Raw genomic sequence first — 15,994 nt, forward strand, 5'->3', positions numbered from 1 at the left:
ATGGGGGGCACGTCATGGGTATGGGCACCAGCGACGCCGTCTTTGAACTGACCGGGGCGTGCGTCCATTCCCTGCGGTTCGCATTTGGGGCTCCGATCGGCTACCCGTACGCTCCGCTGCTGCCGGAGGGTAGCGACCAGCCGGAGGCGTTGTTCCGGCGGGTGCAGGCCGCCTCGCCGCCGCCTCGTCGTAACGGTGAGCCCTGGTATGCCGGCATGACGCTGGCCGGTGAGCCGTTCCGGCCCGACGTCGTCACCGGCGCCGACCGCTTGGCCGCTGTGGAGCACGAGGAGGGCGTTCCGTCGCTCGATGCTGCGGAACCGGAGACGATCGTGCTGGACGAGTGGATCCGGGTGGGGCAACCGGACGAGCCGAAGACGATCGCGTTCCCGGGGGCGGACCGAGGGCAGTTCCTGTTGTCGATCGGTTACTGGAGCCCGATTCCCGAGGGCGAGAAGAGCACGGAGAAGGAAGTCCGGTATTACGGCGAGTACCGGATGGACTGGAGCCGGGTGCCTGAGGGCCGGTGGGTCGCCGTGAGCTTCGATGCTTTCTGGCCGCCGGAGCGGGACAGTGCCGACATGATCATCCCGATCGGGGCCTGCGACTCCAGCTGTCCGGTCTGACTTCACTTTCATCGCCGGCCAATCTACAGTCATCAATGAATGGGAGCGCTCCCAAGACTGTAGGAGGCGGCCGTGCGACGTCGGATGTATGCGGTGGCGGGGGCTGCGGCGCTGGTCGCGGCCGGTCTGGCAGTGGCGGTGGCGCCGCCGGCGTCGGCCGCCGCGGCCTGCACTGTGGAGTGGACGGCCAATCAGTGGTCGAACGGTTTCACGGCCGAGGTGCAGGTGACCAACGGGGGAGCGGCGGTCACGTCGTGGACTCTGGGGTGGACGTTCGCCGGGGATCAGCGGGTCACCAACGGGTGGAACGCCACCGTCACCCAGACCGGCAACGCCGTCACGGCGGCGAGTGTGGGGTGGAACGGGTCGCTCGCCACGGGTGCGTCGGCGCGGTTCGGGTTCCAGGGGACGTATTCGGGGACCAACGCGAAACCGGCCGAGTTCAGCTTCAACGGTGTCTCGTGCAGCGGATCGCCGACGACCCCGACGCCGGCCCCGACCACACCGGCCCCGACCACGCCCGTGCCGACGACCCCGCCTCCGAGCACCCCGCCGCCGACCACCCCGAGCCCGGGCTGCGTGCCGACGGCCATCTGCGACGGGTTTGAGAACCAGGCCGGGACCGTGCCGGCCGGGAACTGGACGGTCGCCACGCCGGACTGCTCAGGGGCGGGAGCGGCGGTCATCGACCGTACGGTGGCTCGAAGTGGGTCTGTCTCGCTGCGCATCGACGGGGCGGCCGGCTACTGCAATCACGTCTTCGCGGGCAACACGCAGATCCTCGGCACGGCGGGGCCGGTCTGGTACGTCCGTTACTGGGTGCGGCACACCACGGCGCTGCCGGCGTCGCACATCACCACGGTGGCCATGCGCGACGCGGCCGACGGAAACAAGGATCTGCGGTTCGGCGGGCAGAACGGGGCCCTGCAGTTCAACCGGGCCTCCGACGACGCGACGCTCCCGGAGCAGAGCCCGGCCGGCGTGGCCCAGTCGAAACCGCTGCCGACCGGCTCGTGGAACTGCGTCGAGTTCAAGGTCGACGGCAGCAACGGGACGATGGAGACCTGGCTCAACAACACGTCGGTGCCGGGGCTGCTCAACGACGGCGTCGCGACGCACGACATCGACGGGCAGTGGCTCAACCGTACGTGGCGGCCCGCGCTGACCGATCTGCGGCTGGGCTGGGAGAGCTACGGCGAGGGATCCGACACGCTCTGGTACGACGACGTGGCCGTCGGTTCTCAGCGGAACGGGTGCTGATCTTCCTACAGTGGGCGCATGAGAGCGCTTGTCGTCAGGGGTGGCTGGGAAGGCCACGAGCCCGTCGCCTGCACCGAGTTGTTCCGCGGCCACCTCGAAAGCAACGGCTATGTGGTCGGGGTGGCCGACACCCTGGACGTCTACGCGGATCCGGTGGCCATGAGCCGGGCCGATCTGATCGTGCAGTGCTGGACGCGGGGGCGGTTCACCGAGGAGCAGGAGCGCGGGCTCGTCGAGCGGGTGGCGGCGGGGGCCGGGTTCGCCGGGTGGCACGGCGGGGTGCTGGCCGTCGGCTACGAGGCGTCCCGTTATCAATACATGCTGGGCGGCCGCTTCCTGTTCCACCCCGGCGATTTCGTACGCCACCAGGTCGACGTCGCCGCGGGCCATCCGATCACCGCGGGGCTGCCGGCGTCCTACGAGGTGCACACCGAGCAGTACTACCTGCACGTTGACCCGACGCTGGACGTGCTGGCGACGACCACGTTCCGCGGCACGGTGGACGCGCCCGAGACCGCGGGGGCCGTCATGCCGGTGGCGTGGACCCGGCGGTTCGGGGCGGGCCGGGTCTTCGTCTGCACTCTCGGCCACGGGCCGGCCGACCTGTCGGTCGCGCCTACCCGCACGCTGATCGAGCGCGGATTGTTGTGGGCGGGTGCCTGAGCGATGCTCGATTAAGGTAAGACCTTTTGGCGCCGAACTGTGGGGCATGTTTCGCATCTCCGAGGTAGAAGATTCCCCGCGCCCGTCGTCGGCGGCGTGTTGTGACCGCCGTGCGACTGTTGTCGCGTTTCGCCCCGCTGATCGTCATTGTTGTGCTGGCCGCCGTGGCCACGGCCGGGGTCACGTGGAACCCGCCCTTCGACCGGCATCTCGGTCCGGCGGTGGCCTACCTGGTCCTGTCCGCGCTGTTCTGTGTTTTTGTCAACGTGCTGGCCGTGCTCGACCGTGACCCGGCCCGTACGTCGTCGCTCGAACTGCTGCAGACGGCGGCCGGCATCGTCGTCACCGATCTGGTGCTGGCGTCCATGGATCAGATCGGGCACATCGCGGTCTGGCCGGGCGCCGTCTTCGTGCTGCTCACCGCCTCGACCCGGCGGCAGCGGCGGGGCGCGCTGGTGGCCTGGGCCGCGATCGTGCCCGCGCTGATCACCGGGTTCGCCCTGCGCGGAATGGTGCTCGACGCCGTGGCGCCCGCGCTGCTGCTGCTGATCTTCGCGGTGGCCAGCTCGGATCAGGCCTGGCGGCTGGCCCGCACCCGTACGCGGCTCGACGCCGCCGAGGAGCAGGTACGCCTGCTGTCCGGGGCCGACCCGGTGACCGGCCTGCTCACCCGGGCCACCCTGCAGGACCGGGCGGGTCTCACGCTCAACGAGACCGCGGTCATCGCCGTCGAGCTCGACGGCTTCCGCGAGCTGACCGACGCGTTCGGCCACGACGCGGGAGACACCCTTCTCCGTACGGTGGCCGACCGCATGCGCAGCACCGTCGCGGACGACGCCCTGGTGGCCCGGCTGGCCGGCCAGCAGTTCGTGATCGTGCTGCCGAACACGTCGCGGGCCGCCGCCCAGGCCTGCGCCGACCGCCTGGCCCGCCTGGCCGACGAGCCGGTCGTCATCGACGGCGCCCGCGCCCCCTTCGGCGTCAGCCTGGGCCTCGCGTACGGCTCCCTCTCCGGCCCGGTGACCCTCCGCGACCTGCTCCGCATCGCCGAGGGCCGCGCCCGCGCGGAAGCCGTGCCGACCTGGGGTTAGGGGCAGGCGCCGAAGGCCGCGCCCGCACGGAAACCGTGCCGGCCTGGGGTTCAAGGCAACGCCGCGGGGCGCGCCCGCGCGGGAGGCGCGCTAAGGGCGGTCGAACAACGCCAGCGCCTCGGTCAGCCGGGCCCGCACCCAGTCGAGGTGGCGGGGGCCGGTCACGCCGCGGTAGGCGGTTTCGATCAGCATGATCAGGGTGAGGTGCAGGGTGTAGAGGCGGCGGCGGTCGTGTTCGGCGGGGGTCAGTGTGAGTTTGCCGTAGCCGCGCAGGAAGGCCGTCGGGTCGCCGAACGAGCGGAGCTGGGTGGCGACGAAGCCGGCCTCGATCAGCGGGTCGCCGTAGAAGGCGCGCTCGTGGTCGATGATGCAGACGATCCGGCCGTCGCGGACCAGGACGTTGCTGTCCCACAGGTCCCATTCGACCAGGCGGGGCTCGGTCACCTCGTCGAGGCAGCCGGCCTGTGACTCGGCCAGGGCGCGCAGGGCCGGGTAGTCCAGGTCGACGCCCTTGCGGGAGCCGTCGGCCAGGACCGTCTCGAACATGGTCAGGAACTGGGTGCGCCAGCTGGGGGAACCGGGGCCGATCAGCGGGCCGAACCGGTCACCCCGGATCGCGTTGAGCTCGCGGGTGGCCAGGCCCAGGGCCTGATCCAATTTGTCCTGCTCGCGGGCCGAGAGGGTCGAGCGGATCACGCCGTAGTTGTCGGCGTCCACGTACGGCATGAAGAACCAGTCGGCGCCGCCCAGCTCGCCCGTGGTGTCCACGAAGTCGACGGCCGGCACGGGCACGGCCGTCGACTCGCGGATCAGCTCGATCGCGGCCAGCTCGGTCGCCATCGCCCCCCGCTCGTACGTCATCACGTCGACGCCCGGCGGCGGGGCGATCTTGAGGACCACGTCGCGGCCGTCGCGCAGCCGCACCCGATAGGCCACGTTGAACCAGCCGTGCCCTAATTCGTGCACCCATTTACCCGTACGGGAAGGAACTTGATCTTTGCCGTAGGCGCGCGTCACCATGGCCCGGAGCGTGTCCAGGGACTGCCGGTTCTTGGTGATGCTCTCCATGGTGGATCAGGATCCTACGTAGTCCGCCAGGTGCTCGCCGGTCAGGGTGGCGCGCGCGGTCACCAGGTCGGCCGGCGTGCCCTCGAAGACGATCTTGCCGCCGTCGTGGCCGGCGCCGGGGCCCAGATCGATGATCCAGTCGGCGTGCGCCATCACGGCCTGGTGGTGCTCGATGACGATCACCGACTTGCCCGCCTCGACGAGCCGGTCGAGCAGGCCGAGCAGATTTTCCACGTCGGCCAGGTGCAGCCCCGTGGTCGGTTCGTCCAGGATGTAGACGCCGCCCTTCTCGCCCATCCGGGTGGCCAGCTTGAGCCGCTGCCGCTCGCCGCCCGACAGCGTGGTCAGCGGCTGGCCCAGCTTGAGATAGCCGAGCCCGACGTCGGCCAGCCGTACGAGGATCGTGTGCGCGGCCGGCACCTTGCCCTCGCCCTCGCGGAAGAACTCCTCGGCCTCGACCACCGGCATCGCGAGCACCTCGCTGATGTCCTTGCCGCCCAGCTTGTATTCGAGCACCGACGCGTCGAACCGCCGGCCCTCACACACCTCGCAGGTGGTGGCCATGCTCGCCATCACCCCGAGGTCGGTGTAGATGACGCCGGCGCCGTTGCAGTTCGGGCAGGCGCCCTCGGAGTTCGCGCTGAACAGGGCCGGCTTGACCCCGTTGACCTTCGCGAACGCCTTACGGATGGGTTCGAGCAGGCTCGTGTACGTGGCGGGGCTGCTGCGCCGGGAGCCGCGGATCGCCGCCTGGTCGACCGCCACCACCCCGTCGCGCGGCGCCACCGACCCGTGGATCAGCGAGCTCTTGCCCGAGCCGGCCACGCCCGTGACGACCACCAGCACGCCGAGCGGGATGTCGACGTCGACGTTCTGCAAATTGTGCGAGTTCGCGCCGCGCACCTCGAGCGTGCCCGACGGCTGGCGCACCTTCTCCTTCAGCTTGGCCCGATACTCCAGGTGGCGCCCGGTCAGCGTGTCGCTGGCCCGCAACCCGTCGAGGCTGCCCTCGTAGACGACCTGGCCGCCCCCGCTGCCGGCGGCCGGCCCGAGGTCGATGATGTGGTCGGCGATCGCGATCGCCTCCGGCTTGTGCTCGACCACCAGCACCGTGTTGCCCTTGTCGCGCAGCTGCAGCAGCAGGTCGTTCATGCGCTGGATGTCGTGCGGGTGCAGGCCGATCGTCGGCTCGTCGAAGACGTACGTGACGTCGGTCAGCGCCGAGCCCAGGTGCCGGATCATCTTCGTCCGCTGGGCCTCACCGCCGGACAGCGTGCCCGATGGGCGGTCGAGCGAGAGGTAGCCGAGGCCGATCTGGACGAACGAGTCGAGCGTCTCGCCCAGCGCCGTCAGCAGCGGCCCGACCGACGGCTCCTTGAGCTTGCGGACCCAGTCGGCCAGGTCGCTGATCTGCATCGCGCAGGCGTCGGCGATGCTGATCCCCTTGATCTTCGACGACCGGGCGGCCTCGCTGAGCCGGGTGCCGTCGCAGTCGGGGCAGGTCTTGAAGATGGCGACCCGCTCGATGAAGGCCCGCACGTGGGGCTGCACCGCGTCGATGTCCTTGGACAGGTACGACTTCTGGATGTTGGGGATCAGACCCGTGTACGTGAGGTTGATGCCCTCGATCTTGACCTTGGTGGCCTCGCGGTAGAGCAGGTCGTCCATTTCTTTCTTGGTGAACTTCTTGATCGGCTTGTCGGGGTCGAAATACCCGACGCCGCGGAAGATTCGTCCGAACCAGCCCTCCATGCTGTAGCCGGGGATCGTGATCGCGCCCTCGTTGAGCGACTTCTCCTCGTCGTACAGCTGGGACAGGTCGATGTCGTTGATCGAGCCGCGCCCCTCGCAGCGCGGGCACATGCCGCCCAGCAGGCTGAAGGTGCGCTTCTCCTTGACCTCGCGGCCGCCCTTCTGCAGCGTGACGGCTCCGGCCCCGCTGACCGAGGCGATGTTGAAGGAAAAAGCTTGCGGAGACCCGATGTACGGCTTTCCGAGGCGGCTGAACAAAATGCGCAGCATGGCGTTGGCGTCGGTGGCCGTGCCCACGGTCGAGCGGACGTCGCCGCCCATCCGCTCCTGGTCGACGAGGATCGCGGTGGTCAGCCCGTCGAGCACGTCGACGTCGGGCCGGGCCATCGAGGGCATGAAATTCTGCAGGAAAGCCGAATACGTCTCGTTGATCAGCCGCTGCGACTCGGCGGCGATCGTGCCGAAGACCAGCGAGCTCTTGCCCGAGCCGGAGACCCCGGTGAACACCGTGAGGCGCCGTTTCGGGATCTCGACGCTGACGTCCTGGAGATTGTTCACCCGTGCGCCGGTCACGCGGATCATGTCGTGGCTGTCGGCGTCGTGCATTCCCGGCTCCCCTGGTAGTCGGCGTGGCTCCCCCGGGGAACTCTAGGCTGGACGGCCAGCGTCCGGCTTCTCGATTCCTGATCGGGGGATAGGCAAGTCTGCCAGGTCAGAACGACTTCCGGGGGCCTGCCAGTCCTGCAGTGCCGCGAGTTGCCGGGCGACGGCACCCGGCGGGGTGAGACGCAGCACGAGGTCGCGCAGGGGGCTGCGGCTCTGCAGCAGACGGCCCATCGCGCGGGCCCGGCGGGCGATCGCCTGGGTGCGGCGGCGGCGAGCTACATCGTACGCGGGAAGGGCTTCATCGATCGGCAAAGCGCTCAGCAGGTGGGTGAGGGTGGCCGCGTCCTCGATGGCCATGGCGGCACCCTGACCGAGGTCGGGCGTCATGGCGTGCGCGGCATCCCCGAGCAGCACGGTGCGGCCCCGGACGAAGGTGCGCAGCGGACGGGCCAGGTCGAAAATGTCGGTACGCACGATCGCGGCGGGTTCGATCGCGTCGAGCACCTGCGGGATGGGGGAGTGCCACCCGTCGAACCGCCGCCGCACCTCGACGTAGTCGTCCGCGAAACGGGTGCCGGCGGGCAGCGAAGCCACCCCGAACCAGTAGACGCGCCCGTCGGGCAGCGGCGCGAGCCCGACCCGTTCACCCCGCCCGAGCGACTCACCGGCCTCCCCGCCCAGGTCGACGGGGTGCTTCGTGACGCCACGCCAGCTCGTGTAGCCGCTGTATCGCAGGCCGGGATCACCGGGCCACCCCGCCCGAGTCCGCGACCGAAGCCCATCCGCCGCCACCACGAGGTCGAAGTCCCGACTCCAGTCATCCCTTAACTCTTCCGTCGCCTCCCCGGCCACCCCTTGTCCGCTCCCACCCGCACCCCTCACCCCTTGTCCACTCTCACCCCTTACCTCTTGTGTGCCTTCACCCCTCACCTCTTGTGTGCCCTCACCCCTCACCTCTTGTCCGATTTGCGCGGATGTGCTGTAGGTGATGGTGCCCGGCTCCAGTTGTGCGGCCAGGACTCGATGCAGGTCGGCGCGATGCACAACGCGCAGGTCATGGAGCACGTGCGACGGCGACACCGCGAGCCACCGGCCGTCCTGGTGCCGCTGTCCGGCCCGCGCGTGGTGTTCAGGGCCGGCGATTTCCCGTACGGCATCCCCGGCGCCGATCGCGTCGAGTGCTCGCCACGCGTTGCCGAACAGCGACAGGCCCGCGCCGACCTGCGAACCCGCGGCCGTGCGCTCGAAGACGGTGACGTCCCAGCCGGTGCGCTGGAGACCGATGGCAGTGGTGAGGCCGCCGATGCCGGCCCCGACTATCGCAGCTCTACGCATGTAGAGGACTCTACGGGTGTAGAGTGATCGGGTGAAGGTGGTCCCGAACACAGATCGGCGGGCGGCCATCGGCGACGCGGCCGTCGCGCTTGTCGCCGAGCAGGGGCTGCGGGCACTGACGCATCGGGCGATCGATCGCGCGCTGGAGCTGCCCGCCGGCTCGACGTCCTATTACGCGCGCACCCGGCGCCAGCTGATCGAGCTGATGGTCCAGCGCCTGGCCGGCCGTACGGTGACCGACATGGCCCCCGTCGCCGGCCCGGCCGAGCTGCTCGACCGGCTGGCCGAGCGGGCCGCCGACCACCGGGTCCGGTATGCGCTGATGGTCGACCTGGCCGGCGATCCCGCGTTGCATCCGCTGCTCACGACCGGCTCCCCGGCCCGCGCGGCGTTCCTGACCGCCGCCGAGTCGACCCTGGCCGCGGCGGGCGTGAGCGACCCCGAGCGGCACGCCCCGGGGCTGATCGCGCTGGTCGACGGCCTGCTCTTCGACCGGGTGGCCGGCTCGCGGGTCGAGAACGCGGGCGAGGTCATCAAGGCGTACCTGCGGGGTGTCGCGGGTACGCCCTAGGCATGGCTATCAAGACGGAGACCCGCAACGCGCTCTCGGACAGCACCTTCGCGTTCCCCCGCGTACGGAAGGAGCCGTTGAATGATGCCAAGCATGTGCGCAACGCCATCGCCCGGTTCGACCAGGTGCGTGACGTCAGCGACTCCGAACGCGACGAGGCGTTCCGGCGGATCAAGAAGGCGGCGCGCCAGTACGGCGTCGAGCTGACCGAGAAGAGCTGGCGCGAGCTGGGCAAACCCAACGCGGCCAGGCGCTCCTCGGACAAGCCGCGCCCGCAGGCGGCCAAGAAGGAGCTGTACGAGGAGGCCCGGCGCCAGAACATCAAGGGCCGCTCGACCATGACGAAGGAGCAGCTGGTCGAGGCCCTGAGGTCATAGCCGGGGCAGGCGGGCCTTGTCGCGGAGGTGCTCGGGGACCAGCTCGACCAGTTGGTCGGGGCGCAGGGGCAGGTCGAGCAGGCTGAGCTTGATCCGCGTACGGGTGCCGTGGGTGTCCTGGTCGAAGCGGACGACGTTGACCGCGTTCGGGCGCATGCGCAGGATCATGTCGGCGCCCGCGTCGACCGTGAACGTGGCCGCGCCGTCGAGCGACAGGCGAGTCTCGTGCGAGGGGGCGCGCAGCAGCACGGTCTCGTCGCCGCCGAGCACGATCGGGCGGGTGATGCCCGACATCGGCGCGACCGGGGTCAGGCCGATCAGCGGGGCCGACGGCGAGATGATCGGGCCGCCCGCCGCGTAGTTGTACGCGGTCGAACCCGTCGGCGTGCACACGACCACGGCGTCGCTGCGGTAATACCCGTGCCGGACGGCGTTGATCTCCAGGTCGAGCGAGACGGCCGTCCAGGGCTGGGTGGCCGTCAGAACCACGTCGTTGAAGGCCAGGGCGGGGGCGTCGTGGCCGGTCAGCTCGAGACAGCTGTGCGGCTCGAGGCTGAAGTCGCCGGCCACCAGGCGGTCGAGCGCCTGGGACAGGCCGTCGGGGGAGACCTCGATCAGGAAGCCGATGTTGCCGTGGTTGACGCCCAGCACGGGGGTCGGCCGCCCCGCGACCAGGCGCATCGCCCCGAGCATGGTGCCGTCGCCGCCGAGGCTGAACACGAAGTCGGCCCGCTCGGCCAGCTCCTCGTCGGCCATCGGCTCAACACCCTCAAGCCGTACGGCATCGGAAGGCTTTGCCACGATCCGGACGCCGTGAGCGCTGGCCAGACCGACGACCGTGGCGACCGAATCGCTGACATCGTTGCGCGGGTGCACGACGAGGCCGATGACATGGTTCTTCATTCCCATGGTGTCGACCTTGCCACGTTTTTTCGCCAACGCCGCAGCGGATGGCACCTCTCGAAGTCGCAGCCGGATTCGAACCGGCGTGCGCCGCTTTGCAGGCGGCTCCCTGAACCACTCGGGCATGCGACCATGCGTGCGCGTCCCTGGTGCCGACCCAGGTCTGCCTAAGGCGACGGTTTTACGGACCGCTGGACGTGCCGCCGTCCACGACGCGCTAGGTGGCTGGCCGGACTTGAACCGGCGGCCTCCGGAGTCACATTCCGGCGCTCGGCCGACTGAGCTTCAGCCACAGTGTCCATACCAGGATTCGAACCTGGGACCTTCCCCGTGTGAAGGGGACGCTCTTCCGCTGAGCCATACGGACGTATCCCGGGCTGGGGTCGAACCAGCGACTTCCGCCCTGTCACGGCGGCGCTCTGCCTCTGAGCTACCAGGATGGGAGCAGGGGCGGGATTCGAACCCGCGGTTTCCGGCTTATGAGACCGGCGAGGACGACCGAACTCCTCCACCCTGCAAGTGCGCCGCCGGGGACTCGAACCCCGAACCTGCTGATTAAGAGTCAGAAGCTCTACCAGTTGAGCTAGCGGCACTTTCTGTTCCTACGCGGAGACGGGGCGAGTCGAACGCCCACGGGGTTTCACCCCCCAACCGCTTTCGAGGCGGCGGCCGGCGCCCATCGGCTGGCGTCTCCCTGGTGGTGCCTTGTGAACGTGGACCCGGCCGGGGTCGAACCGGCCACCTCCGCTGTGCGAGAGCGGCGCTCTACCTGATGAGCTACGAGCCCTTGGTGCTGCTTTGTTGCGTACTGCTTTGCTGCGTACTGCTTTGCTTGCGTACTCGGAGCGCGATTCGAACGCGCACTGGCGCCGTTCTGAGCGGCGTGCCTCTGCCATTGGGCTACCCGAGCGTGAGCCGGCGGCGGGACTCGAACCCGCTACCTGCCGATTACGAAACGGCTGCACGACCAGTCGTGCTGCACCGGCCCGGTGCTGATGGTGCTGGTGCTGGTGTTGCGTGCCCTCGGCGCGAGTCGAACGCGCACTGGCGACGTCCTCAACGTCGTGCCTCTGCCTTTGGGCTACGAGGGCGATAAGCGGCAGACCGGATTCGAACCGGTGGCCTCCACCGTGGCGGGGTGGCGCTCTGGCCTGACTGAGCTACAACCGCATGTGGACCTGGGCGGACTCGAACCGCCGACCCCCGGTCTGCCGAACCGGTGCGCTACCCGCTGCGCCACAAGCCCATTACTGCTTCGTCCGGAGCCCCCGAGTCGAACGGGGTGTCTCACACTCCCAAGGTGCGCGGGTTGCCGTCTCCCTCGCTCCGGATTATCTGTGCCATCCGCTGTGGAGTTGTCAATTAACGAATCGAATAAGGGCAGCGCGAATTGACTCACGGCGCCAGGCGGAAATTGCGATCAGAAAACAAAAAAGCCGCCGTCCCCAGGTCGGGTCGGCGGCGTCGTGCCAGCGAGAGCTAGCAGAGCCACCGGGCCCGATAGGGCTTGCCAAGGAGCGTGAACGAACAGGTCAGGGCGACGGCGGAGCCGAGCGGTGCTAGCTGGTGAGCGTGCTGCGACATGGCCATCTCCTCTCCTGCGGGTGGTGCTTCCCGGTGGTGAAAACAAAGGTAGCCGCCGTCGCCTCGTCTTGGCAACGCTATTTATGGGCCGGATAAAAATTGTTCGTTGTCAACCGGGGCTGTGGACAACTCCGCATTGTGGATAACGTGTGCCGCCCGGTCGCCGCCGCGTAAGGTCGGGCACGCGACTTCTCCTCTCTCCCAGTGGTGGGCGGGGGAGGTGGTGGCCGTACAGCCGTACAGCCGTACAGCCGTACAACAGTTGAGCTTGATCAAGAGGAGCGGGCATGGGTGACAGGCCGGCGGTTCATCTGGCGATCCCGGTGGACGATCTCGAGGCGGCCCGGGGGTTTTACGGCGGCGTGCTCGGGCTGGGCGAGGGGCGGTCCAGCGACCACTGGATCGACTGGAACCTGCACGGGCACCAGCTCGTCACGCACGTCGTCGCGCGGCCCGTGACGGCCGCGGGTGACAGCGAGGTGGACGGTCACGACGTGCCGATTCCGCACTACGGGCTGCTGCTCACGGCCGAGGCGTTCCACGAGCTGGCCGAGCGGCTGCAAAAAGCCGGCACCACGTTCCTGATCGAGCCCTACCTGCGGTTCCCGGGCCTGCCGGGCGAGCAGTGGACGATGTTCTTCCGCGACCCGGCCGGCAACGCGCTGGAGTTCAAGGCCTTCAGCGACGAGAGCCAGGTGTTCGCGAAGTGAGCAAGGCCAACGAGCCGAGCAAGACCAGCAGCGCGAGCGAGGCCGGCGAGACGGGCGGGTCGAGCCAGCGGAGGCGAGTGCTGGTCACGGGGGCGTCGCGGGGGATCGGGCGGGCCGTCGCGGTGGCGTTCGCCAACAACGGTGACCGGGTGGCGGTGCACTACGGGCGCGACCGGCAGGAGGCCGAGCTCACCCTGCGTACGTTGGAAGGGGTTGGCCACGCCCTGGCCGGCGGCGACTTGTCGGATCCCGAGGTGGCGCGCGGCGTCGTCGAGAGTGCCACGGCCGAGCTGGGTGGGATCGACGTGCTCGTCAACAATGCCGCCGTCGCGCCGAGCGACGCCAACCGCCACAAGATCGACGACATCCCGTACGAGGAATGGCAGCGCACCTGGCGCACGATGATCGACGTCGACCTGCTCGGAGCGGCGAACGTGACGTACCTGGTGGCCCGCCAGATGATCGACCGGCGGTCCGGGGGCAGCATCGTCAACGTCGGCTCGCGCGGGGCGTATCGCGGCGAGCCCGACTTCCCGGCGTACGGGGCCGCGAAGGCCGCCCTGCACGCGTTCGGCCAGTCGATGGCGATCGCGCTGGCCCCGTACGGGATCGCCGTCACCTCGGTGGCGCCCGGCTTCGTCGGCACCGAGCGCCAGCAAGACAAGATCGACGACCGGGTACGCGGTCAGAGCCCGTTCGGCCGGGTCGGCGCCCCCGAGGAGGTGGCGGCGGCCGTGCTGCACCTGGCCTCGCCCGAGGCGGTCTGGTCGTCGGGGGCCGTGCTCGACCTCAACGGAGCGTCCTACCTGCGGTAACGACACTTCTCGATGACTCGGGTATGTTCGGCGAGGCGACGAGGAAACAAACTTTCACATTTACGGGGGCCCGGATGTCTGCTGCGGACCGTTTCGCCCTGTTGTCGACAGCCGAGCCGCCCAGCGGTCAGCGGGTGCTGTTCGAGCGGGCCGTCGTGCTCGGCGGCAGCATCGCGGGCCTGATGGCGGCGCGGGTCCTCAGTGACCACGCCGAACAGGTGCTGATCATCGAGCGGGACGACCTGGCCGAGCTCGACGCGCCCGACGACCAGATCGCCGCCGACCCGGCCGGCGCCGTCGCCCCGCGGCCGGGCGTGCCGCAGGGCAGCCAGGTGCACGCGCTGCTGCCCTCGGGGCTCACCCAGCTCGAGCGCTTCTTCCCCGGGTTCGTCGACGAGGCCCTGGCCGCCGGCGCCGTCAACCCGCCGCCCGGCACGAGCCACTTCTACATGGACGGCAAGCTGCGCGACGAGCCCCCGACCGGCCCGGCCGCGCAGGCCCTCATCTCGAGCCGGCCCTTCCTCGAGGCGCTGATCCGCCATCGCGTCCTGGGGCTGGCCAACGTGCGTACGGTGAAGGGCCGTGCCGAGGGTTTGATCTTGCATGGCGAGGCGGTGGCCGGCGTGCGCCACAGCGACGGCCGGGAGGAAAAGGCCGACTTCGTCGTCGACGCCACCGGGCGCTCCAGCCGGCTCGGCGACTGGCTCGAGGGGCACGGCTTCGCCAAGCCGCCGATGCAGCGGATGGGCATCAAGCTCAACTATGCGACGGCCCTGTTCCACCGCCCGGCCGACGCCGCGGTGTGGACGTGCATCTCGATCGCCAACCCGGGCCCGGGCAAGGTGGCGCGGATCGGCGGCTACACCCCGATCGAGGGCGACCGCTGGACGGTGCTGGTCTCCGGCTACGACGACGACCGGCCCGGCCGCGACGCGAGCGAGTTCCGGCAGCGCTGCGTCGACGACTTCCCGCCCGAGTTCGGCGCGGTGGCGACCACGGCCGCGCAGGTCGGCGACGTCATCACCTACCACCAGGCCGACAGCCGGCGCCGCGACTTCCACAAGCTGACCCGCTTCCCGGCCCGCCTGATCGCGGCCGGCGACGCCGTGGCCTCGTTCAACCCCGTCTACGGGCAGGGGATGACCTCGGCCACCCTGCACGCCTCGGCGCTGTCGGAATACCTGCGCGGCGGGCCCGACCTGGCCAAGCCGGCCCTGTCCTACTTCCAGGACGTCAAGGTGATCGTGGACGCGGCCTGGCAGGTCTCGACGATGGCCGACCTGGCGCTGCCGCACGTCGACGGGCCCTACCCCAAGGGTTACAAGGCGATCCAGTGGGTCACCGGCCTGATCTTCAAGGCGTCCATGCGCGACCAGTCGATCAACCAGCGGCTCGGCCAGGTCACCACGATGCTCGAGCATCCAAGCGCGCTGGCCCAGCCCCGATTCCTGCTGCGGGCGCTAGCTATCGGCGCTCGAGCCTGAAGTGACCCACTCGCGGCCGAACCAGCGACGGATGCGGTCGGCGCCGAACGCCGTCTTGTCCGCCGCCAGGTCGGTCGACGGGCCGATCAGGCTGCCCACCGGGCGCTGACCCGCCACGAACTTGACGTCGACCTTGGCCACCCGGTCGCCGCCGAACTCGAGGTAGCAGACGCCACGCCCGTCGTACTCGGCGTCCCTGACCTTGCCGATGATCCGCTGAGCGACCACCGCGGCCTGGCCCTCGGCGAAGACCCCGGCCTTGGGCGTGCCGACGCTGGTCACGTCGCCCACGGCGTACACCCCGGGGAAGGCGGTCTCGAGCGTCAGCGGGTTGACCGGGATCCAGCCGTCGACGGTCAGGTTCGCCACGGCCCGCGGGGCTCGATGGACTGGCACACCGAGGAAAAGATCGTACGGAATCTCGGTGTCATCACTCAGCGTGGCAACTTTGCGCTCCGCGTCGAGCCCGCGCACCAGTCGCTCCGGCACCCACGTGATCCCGCGCTCGGCGAAGGCGGCCAGCACGGCGGCCGACGCGTCGGGTGACGGCGGAATCGGGGTGCCGAGCGGCATGACCAGCGTGATCTCACACGGCCGGCCGCGCGCGGTCAGATACTCGTACGCGAGAAGGGCTGTCTCACTGGGCGCCGGCGGACACTTGAACGGCGTCGACGTGACCGCGACGACGACCCGGCCGCCGGGGAAGTCCCGGAGCCGCGCTGCCGACGCGAAGGCACCCTCCACGGTGTAGAACTCGTTACCGGCCAGCCCCGGCGTCGCCTCCGGATGCAGATCGGCGCCGAGGGCCACCACCAGCACGTCCGCCTCGAACTGCCCGGCGCTCGTCTCGACCCGCTTCGCCTCGGGATCGATCGCGGTGACCTCGGCGCTGACGAACCGGACGCCCGGGTTCACCATGTCGACGTACCGGTGCAGCACCTGCTCGGGCCGCGAGCGACCGAACATGACGTCCAGCTTCGAGAACCCGAAGACGAAACCCTCGGACTTGTCGATCAAAGTGAGCTCGACGTCGTCGCCCAGTTCCGCCGCCACCGTCGTCGCCAGTTCCAGCCCGCCGAACCCCGCCCCGAGCACCACCACGCGCGTCGTCACGCCCGGAGACTAGCCGCGCTGTGGCCCGTGACACAC

General features: G+C 69.7%; 14 protein-coding genes and 13 tRNA genes. 9 read left to right on the plus strand and 18 right to left on the minus strand.

What is annotated here, in order from left to right; genetic code table 11:
• The first annotated feature begins 14 nt into the window (after positions 1–14).
• From JKJ07_RS14165 to JKJ07_RS14180, 4 genes are all read left to right on the plus strand, one after another.
• Positions 15–626, plus strand: coding sequence for a hypothetical protein (locus tag JKJ07_RS14165; protein WP_202991978.1), 612 nt, complete (start codon positions 15–17; stop codon positions 624–626).
• Positions 627–698: 72 nt separating this feature from the next.
• The gene (locus tag JKJ07_RS14170; RefSeq protein ID WP_307834257.1) at positions 699–1,886 is read left to right on the plus strand and encodes a cellulose-binding domain-containing protein; all 1,188 of its coding nucleotides are present in this window, start codon (positions 699–701) and stop codon (positions 1,884–1,886) included.
• 18 nt (positions 1,887–1,904) lie between these two features.
• The gene (locus tag JKJ07_RS14175) at positions 1,905–2,549 is read left to right on the plus strand and encodes a ThuA domain-containing protein (protein ID WP_202991979.1); all 645 of its coding nucleotides are present in this window, start codon (positions 1,905–1,907) and stop codon (positions 2,547–2,549) included.
• Positions 2,550–2,659: 110 nt separating this feature from the next.
• Positions 2,660–3,640 carry a GGDEF domain-containing protein gene (locus JKJ07_RS14180; RefSeq protein WP_202991980.1) on the plus strand — a complete coding sequence of 327 codons (981 nt, stop codon included), beginning with the start codon at positions 2,660–2,662 and terminating at the stop codon, positions 3,638–3,640.
• Positions 3,641–3,730: 90 nt separating this feature from the next.
• Here the strand turns inward: JKJ07_RS14180 and JKJ07_RS14185 are convergent, their stop codons facing one another.
• The 3 genes from JKJ07_RS14185 to JKJ07_RS14195 are packed head-to-tail and all read right to left on the minus strand — an operon-like array spanning position 3,731 to position 8,401.
• A complete protein-coding gene (locus JKJ07_RS14185) occupies positions 3,731–4,708 on the minus strand; it encodes a phosphotransferase family protein (protein WP_202991981.1) in 978 nt (325 codons plus the stop codon).
• Between the two features lie 6 nt (positions 4,709–4,714).
• Positions 4,715–7,066, minus strand: coding sequence for an ATP-binding cassette domain-containing protein (locus JKJ07_RS14190; RefSeq protein ID WP_202991982.1), 2,352 nt, complete (start codon positions 7,064–7,066; stop codon positions 4,715–4,717).
• A 42-nt stretch (positions 7,067–7,108) separates the two neighbouring features.
• Positions 7,109–8,401, minus strand: coding sequence for an FAD-dependent monooxygenase (locus JKJ07_RS14195; RefSeq protein ID WP_202991983.1), 1,293 nt, complete (start codon positions 8,399–8,401; stop codon positions 7,109–7,111).
• A gap of 31 nt (positions 8,402–8,432) precedes the next feature.
• On the opposite strand from JKJ07_RS14195, the gene JKJ07_RS14200 reads away from it, so the two are divergent.
• A complete protein-coding gene (locus JKJ07_RS14200; RefSeq protein WP_202991984.1) occupies positions 8,433–8,972 on the plus strand; it encodes a TetR/AcrR family transcriptional regulator in 540 nt (179 codons plus the stop codon).
• 2 nt (positions 8,973–8,974) lie between these two features.
• Positions 8,975–9,349 carry a DUF6582 domain-containing protein gene (locus JKJ07_RS14205; protein WP_202991985.1) on the plus strand — a complete coding sequence of 125 codons (375 nt, stop codon included), beginning with the start codon at positions 8,975–8,977 and terminating at the stop codon, positions 9,347–9,349.
• Here the strand turns inward: JKJ07_RS14205 and JKJ07_RS14210 are convergent.
• From JKJ07_RS14210 to JKJ07_RS14275, 14 genes are all read right to left on the minus strand, one after another.
• Entirely contained in the window at positions 9,344–10,258 is a 915-nt protein-coding gene (locus JKJ07_RS14210; RefSeq protein ID WP_202991986.1) for an NAD(+)/NADH kinase, read from the minus strand. The genes JKJ07_RS14205 and JKJ07_RS14210 overlap by 6 nt on opposite strands.
• Positions 10,259–10,312: 54 nt before the next feature.
• Positions 10,313–10,384, minus strand: a tRNA-Cys gene (locus JKJ07_RS14215).
• 88 nt (positions 10,385–10,472) lie between these two features.
• Positions 10,473–10,545 (minus strand) — tRNA-His (locus JKJ07_RS14220).
• Between the two features lie 2 nt (positions 10,546–10,547).
• Positions 10,548–10,619: transfer RNA gene (locus tag JKJ07_RS14225), tRNA-Val, on the minus strand.
• A 1-nt stretch (position 10,620) separates the two neighbouring features.
• Positions 10,621–10,692 (minus strand) — tRNA-Val (locus tag JKJ07_RS14230).
• A tRNA-Met gene (locus JKJ07_RS14235) sits at positions 10,692–10,770 on the minus strand. The genes JKJ07_RS14230 and JKJ07_RS14235 overlap by 1 nt, the downstream gene beginning before the upstream one ends.
• A 2-nt stretch (positions 10,771–10,772) precedes the next feature.
• Positions 10,773–10,845: transfer RNA gene (locus JKJ07_RS14240), tRNA-Lys, on the minus strand.
• Positions 10,846–10,859: 14 nt separating this feature from the next.
• Positions 10,860–10,946 (minus strand) — tRNA-Ser (locus JKJ07_RS14245).
• 20 nt (positions 10,947–10,966) lie between these two features.
• Positions 10,967–11,039: transfer RNA gene (locus JKJ07_RS14250), tRNA-Ala, on the minus strand.
• Positions 11,040–11,089: 50 nt separating this feature from the next.
• Positions 11,090–11,162: transfer RNA gene (locus tag JKJ07_RS14255), tRNA-Leu, on the minus strand.
• Between the two features lie 3 nt (positions 11,163–11,165).
• Positions 11,166–11,238 (minus strand) — tRNA-Thr (locus JKJ07_RS14260).
• Between the two features lie 32 nt (positions 11,239–11,270).
• Positions 11,271–11,343: transfer RNA gene (locus JKJ07_RS14265), tRNA-Leu, on the minus strand.
• Between the two features lie 4 nt (positions 11,344–11,347).
• Positions 11,348–11,422, minus strand: a tRNA-Gly gene (locus tag JKJ07_RS14270).
• A 3-nt stretch (positions 11,423–11,425) separates the two neighbouring features.
• Positions 11,426–11,498 (minus strand) — tRNA-Ala (locus JKJ07_RS14275).
• Positions 11,499–12,123: 625 nt separating this feature from the next.
• Between JKJ07_RS14275 and JKJ07_RS14280 the strand changes: the two genes are divergently transcribed.
• The 3 genes from JKJ07_RS14280 (at position 12,124) to JKJ07_RS14290 (ending at position 14,845) form a co-directional block, all read left to right on the plus strand.
• A complete protein-coding gene (locus tag JKJ07_RS14280) occupies positions 12,124–12,546 on the plus strand; it encodes a VOC family protein (RefSeq protein ID WP_202991987.1) in 423 nt (140 codons plus the stop codon).
• Positions 12,543–13,361 (plus strand): SDR family NAD(P)-dependent oxidoreductase, encoded by an 819-nt coding sequence (locus JKJ07_RS14285; protein ID WP_307834258.1) that lies wholly within the window; start codon positions 12,543–12,545, stop codon positions 13,359–13,361. Before JKJ07_RS14280 ends, JKJ07_RS14285 begins: the two co-directional genes overlap by 4 nt.
• Before the next feature lie 74 nt (positions 13,362–13,435).
• Positions 13,436–14,845 carry an FAD-dependent oxidoreductase gene (locus tag JKJ07_RS14290; protein ID WP_202991988.1) on the plus strand — a complete coding sequence of 470 codons (1,410 nt, stop codon included), beginning with the start codon at positions 13,436–13,438 and terminating at the stop codon, positions 14,843–14,845.
• Here the strand turns inward: JKJ07_RS14290 and JKJ07_RS14295 are convergent.
• A complete protein-coding gene (locus JKJ07_RS14295) occupies positions 14,822–15,958 on the minus strand; it encodes an NAD(P)/FAD-dependent oxidoreductase (protein WP_307834259.1) in 1,137 nt (378 codons plus the stop codon). The two genes, JKJ07_RS14290 and JKJ07_RS14295, sit on opposite strands and share 24 nt — an antisense overlap.
• Positions 15,959–15,994 lie beyond the last annotated feature (36 nt).

This window comes from Paractinoplanes lichenicola, from assembly GCF_016785085.1.
GTDB classification, from domain to species: Bacteria; Actinomycetota; Actinomycetes; order Mycobacteriales; family Micromonosporaceae; genus Actinoplanes; species Actinoplanes lichenicola.

Coding starts and splice junctions, on each gene's coding strand:
- JKJ07_RS14190 (WP_202991982.1), bottom strand. CDS start 7,066: ATGCACGACGCCGACAGCCACGACATGATCCGCGTGACCGGCGCACGG.
- JKJ07_RS14210 (WP_202991986.1), bottom strand. CDS start 10,258: ATGGGAATGAAGAACCATGTCATCGGCCTCGTCGTGCACCCGCGCAAC.
- JKJ07_RS14195 (WP_202991983.1), bottom strand. CDS start 8,401: ATGCGTAGAGCTGCGATAGTCGGGGCCGGCATCGGCGGCCTCACCACT.
- JKJ07_RS14290 (WP_202991988.1), top strand. CDS start 13,436: ATGTCTGCTGCGGACCGTTTCGCCCTGTTGTCGACAGCCGAGCCGCCC.
- JKJ07_RS14165 (WP_202991978.1), top strand. CDS start 15: ATGGGTATGGGCACCAGCGACGCCGTCTTTGAACTGACCGGGGCGTGC.
- JKJ07_RS14175 (WP_202991979.1), top strand. CDS start 1,905: ATGAGAGCGCTTGTCGTCAGGGGTGGCTGGGAAGGCCACGAGCCCGTC.
- JKJ07_RS14185 (WP_202991981.1), bottom strand. CDS start 4,708: ATGGAGAGCATCACCAAGAACCGGCAGTCCCTGGACACGCTCCGGGCC.
- JKJ07_RS14205 (WP_202991985.1), top strand. CDS start 8,975: ATGGCTATCAAGACGGAGACCCGCAACGCGCTCTCGGACAGCACCTTC.
- JKJ07_RS14280 (WP_202991987.1), top strand. CDS start 12,124: ATGGGTGACAGGCCGGCGGTTCATCTGGCGATCCCGGTGGACGATCTC.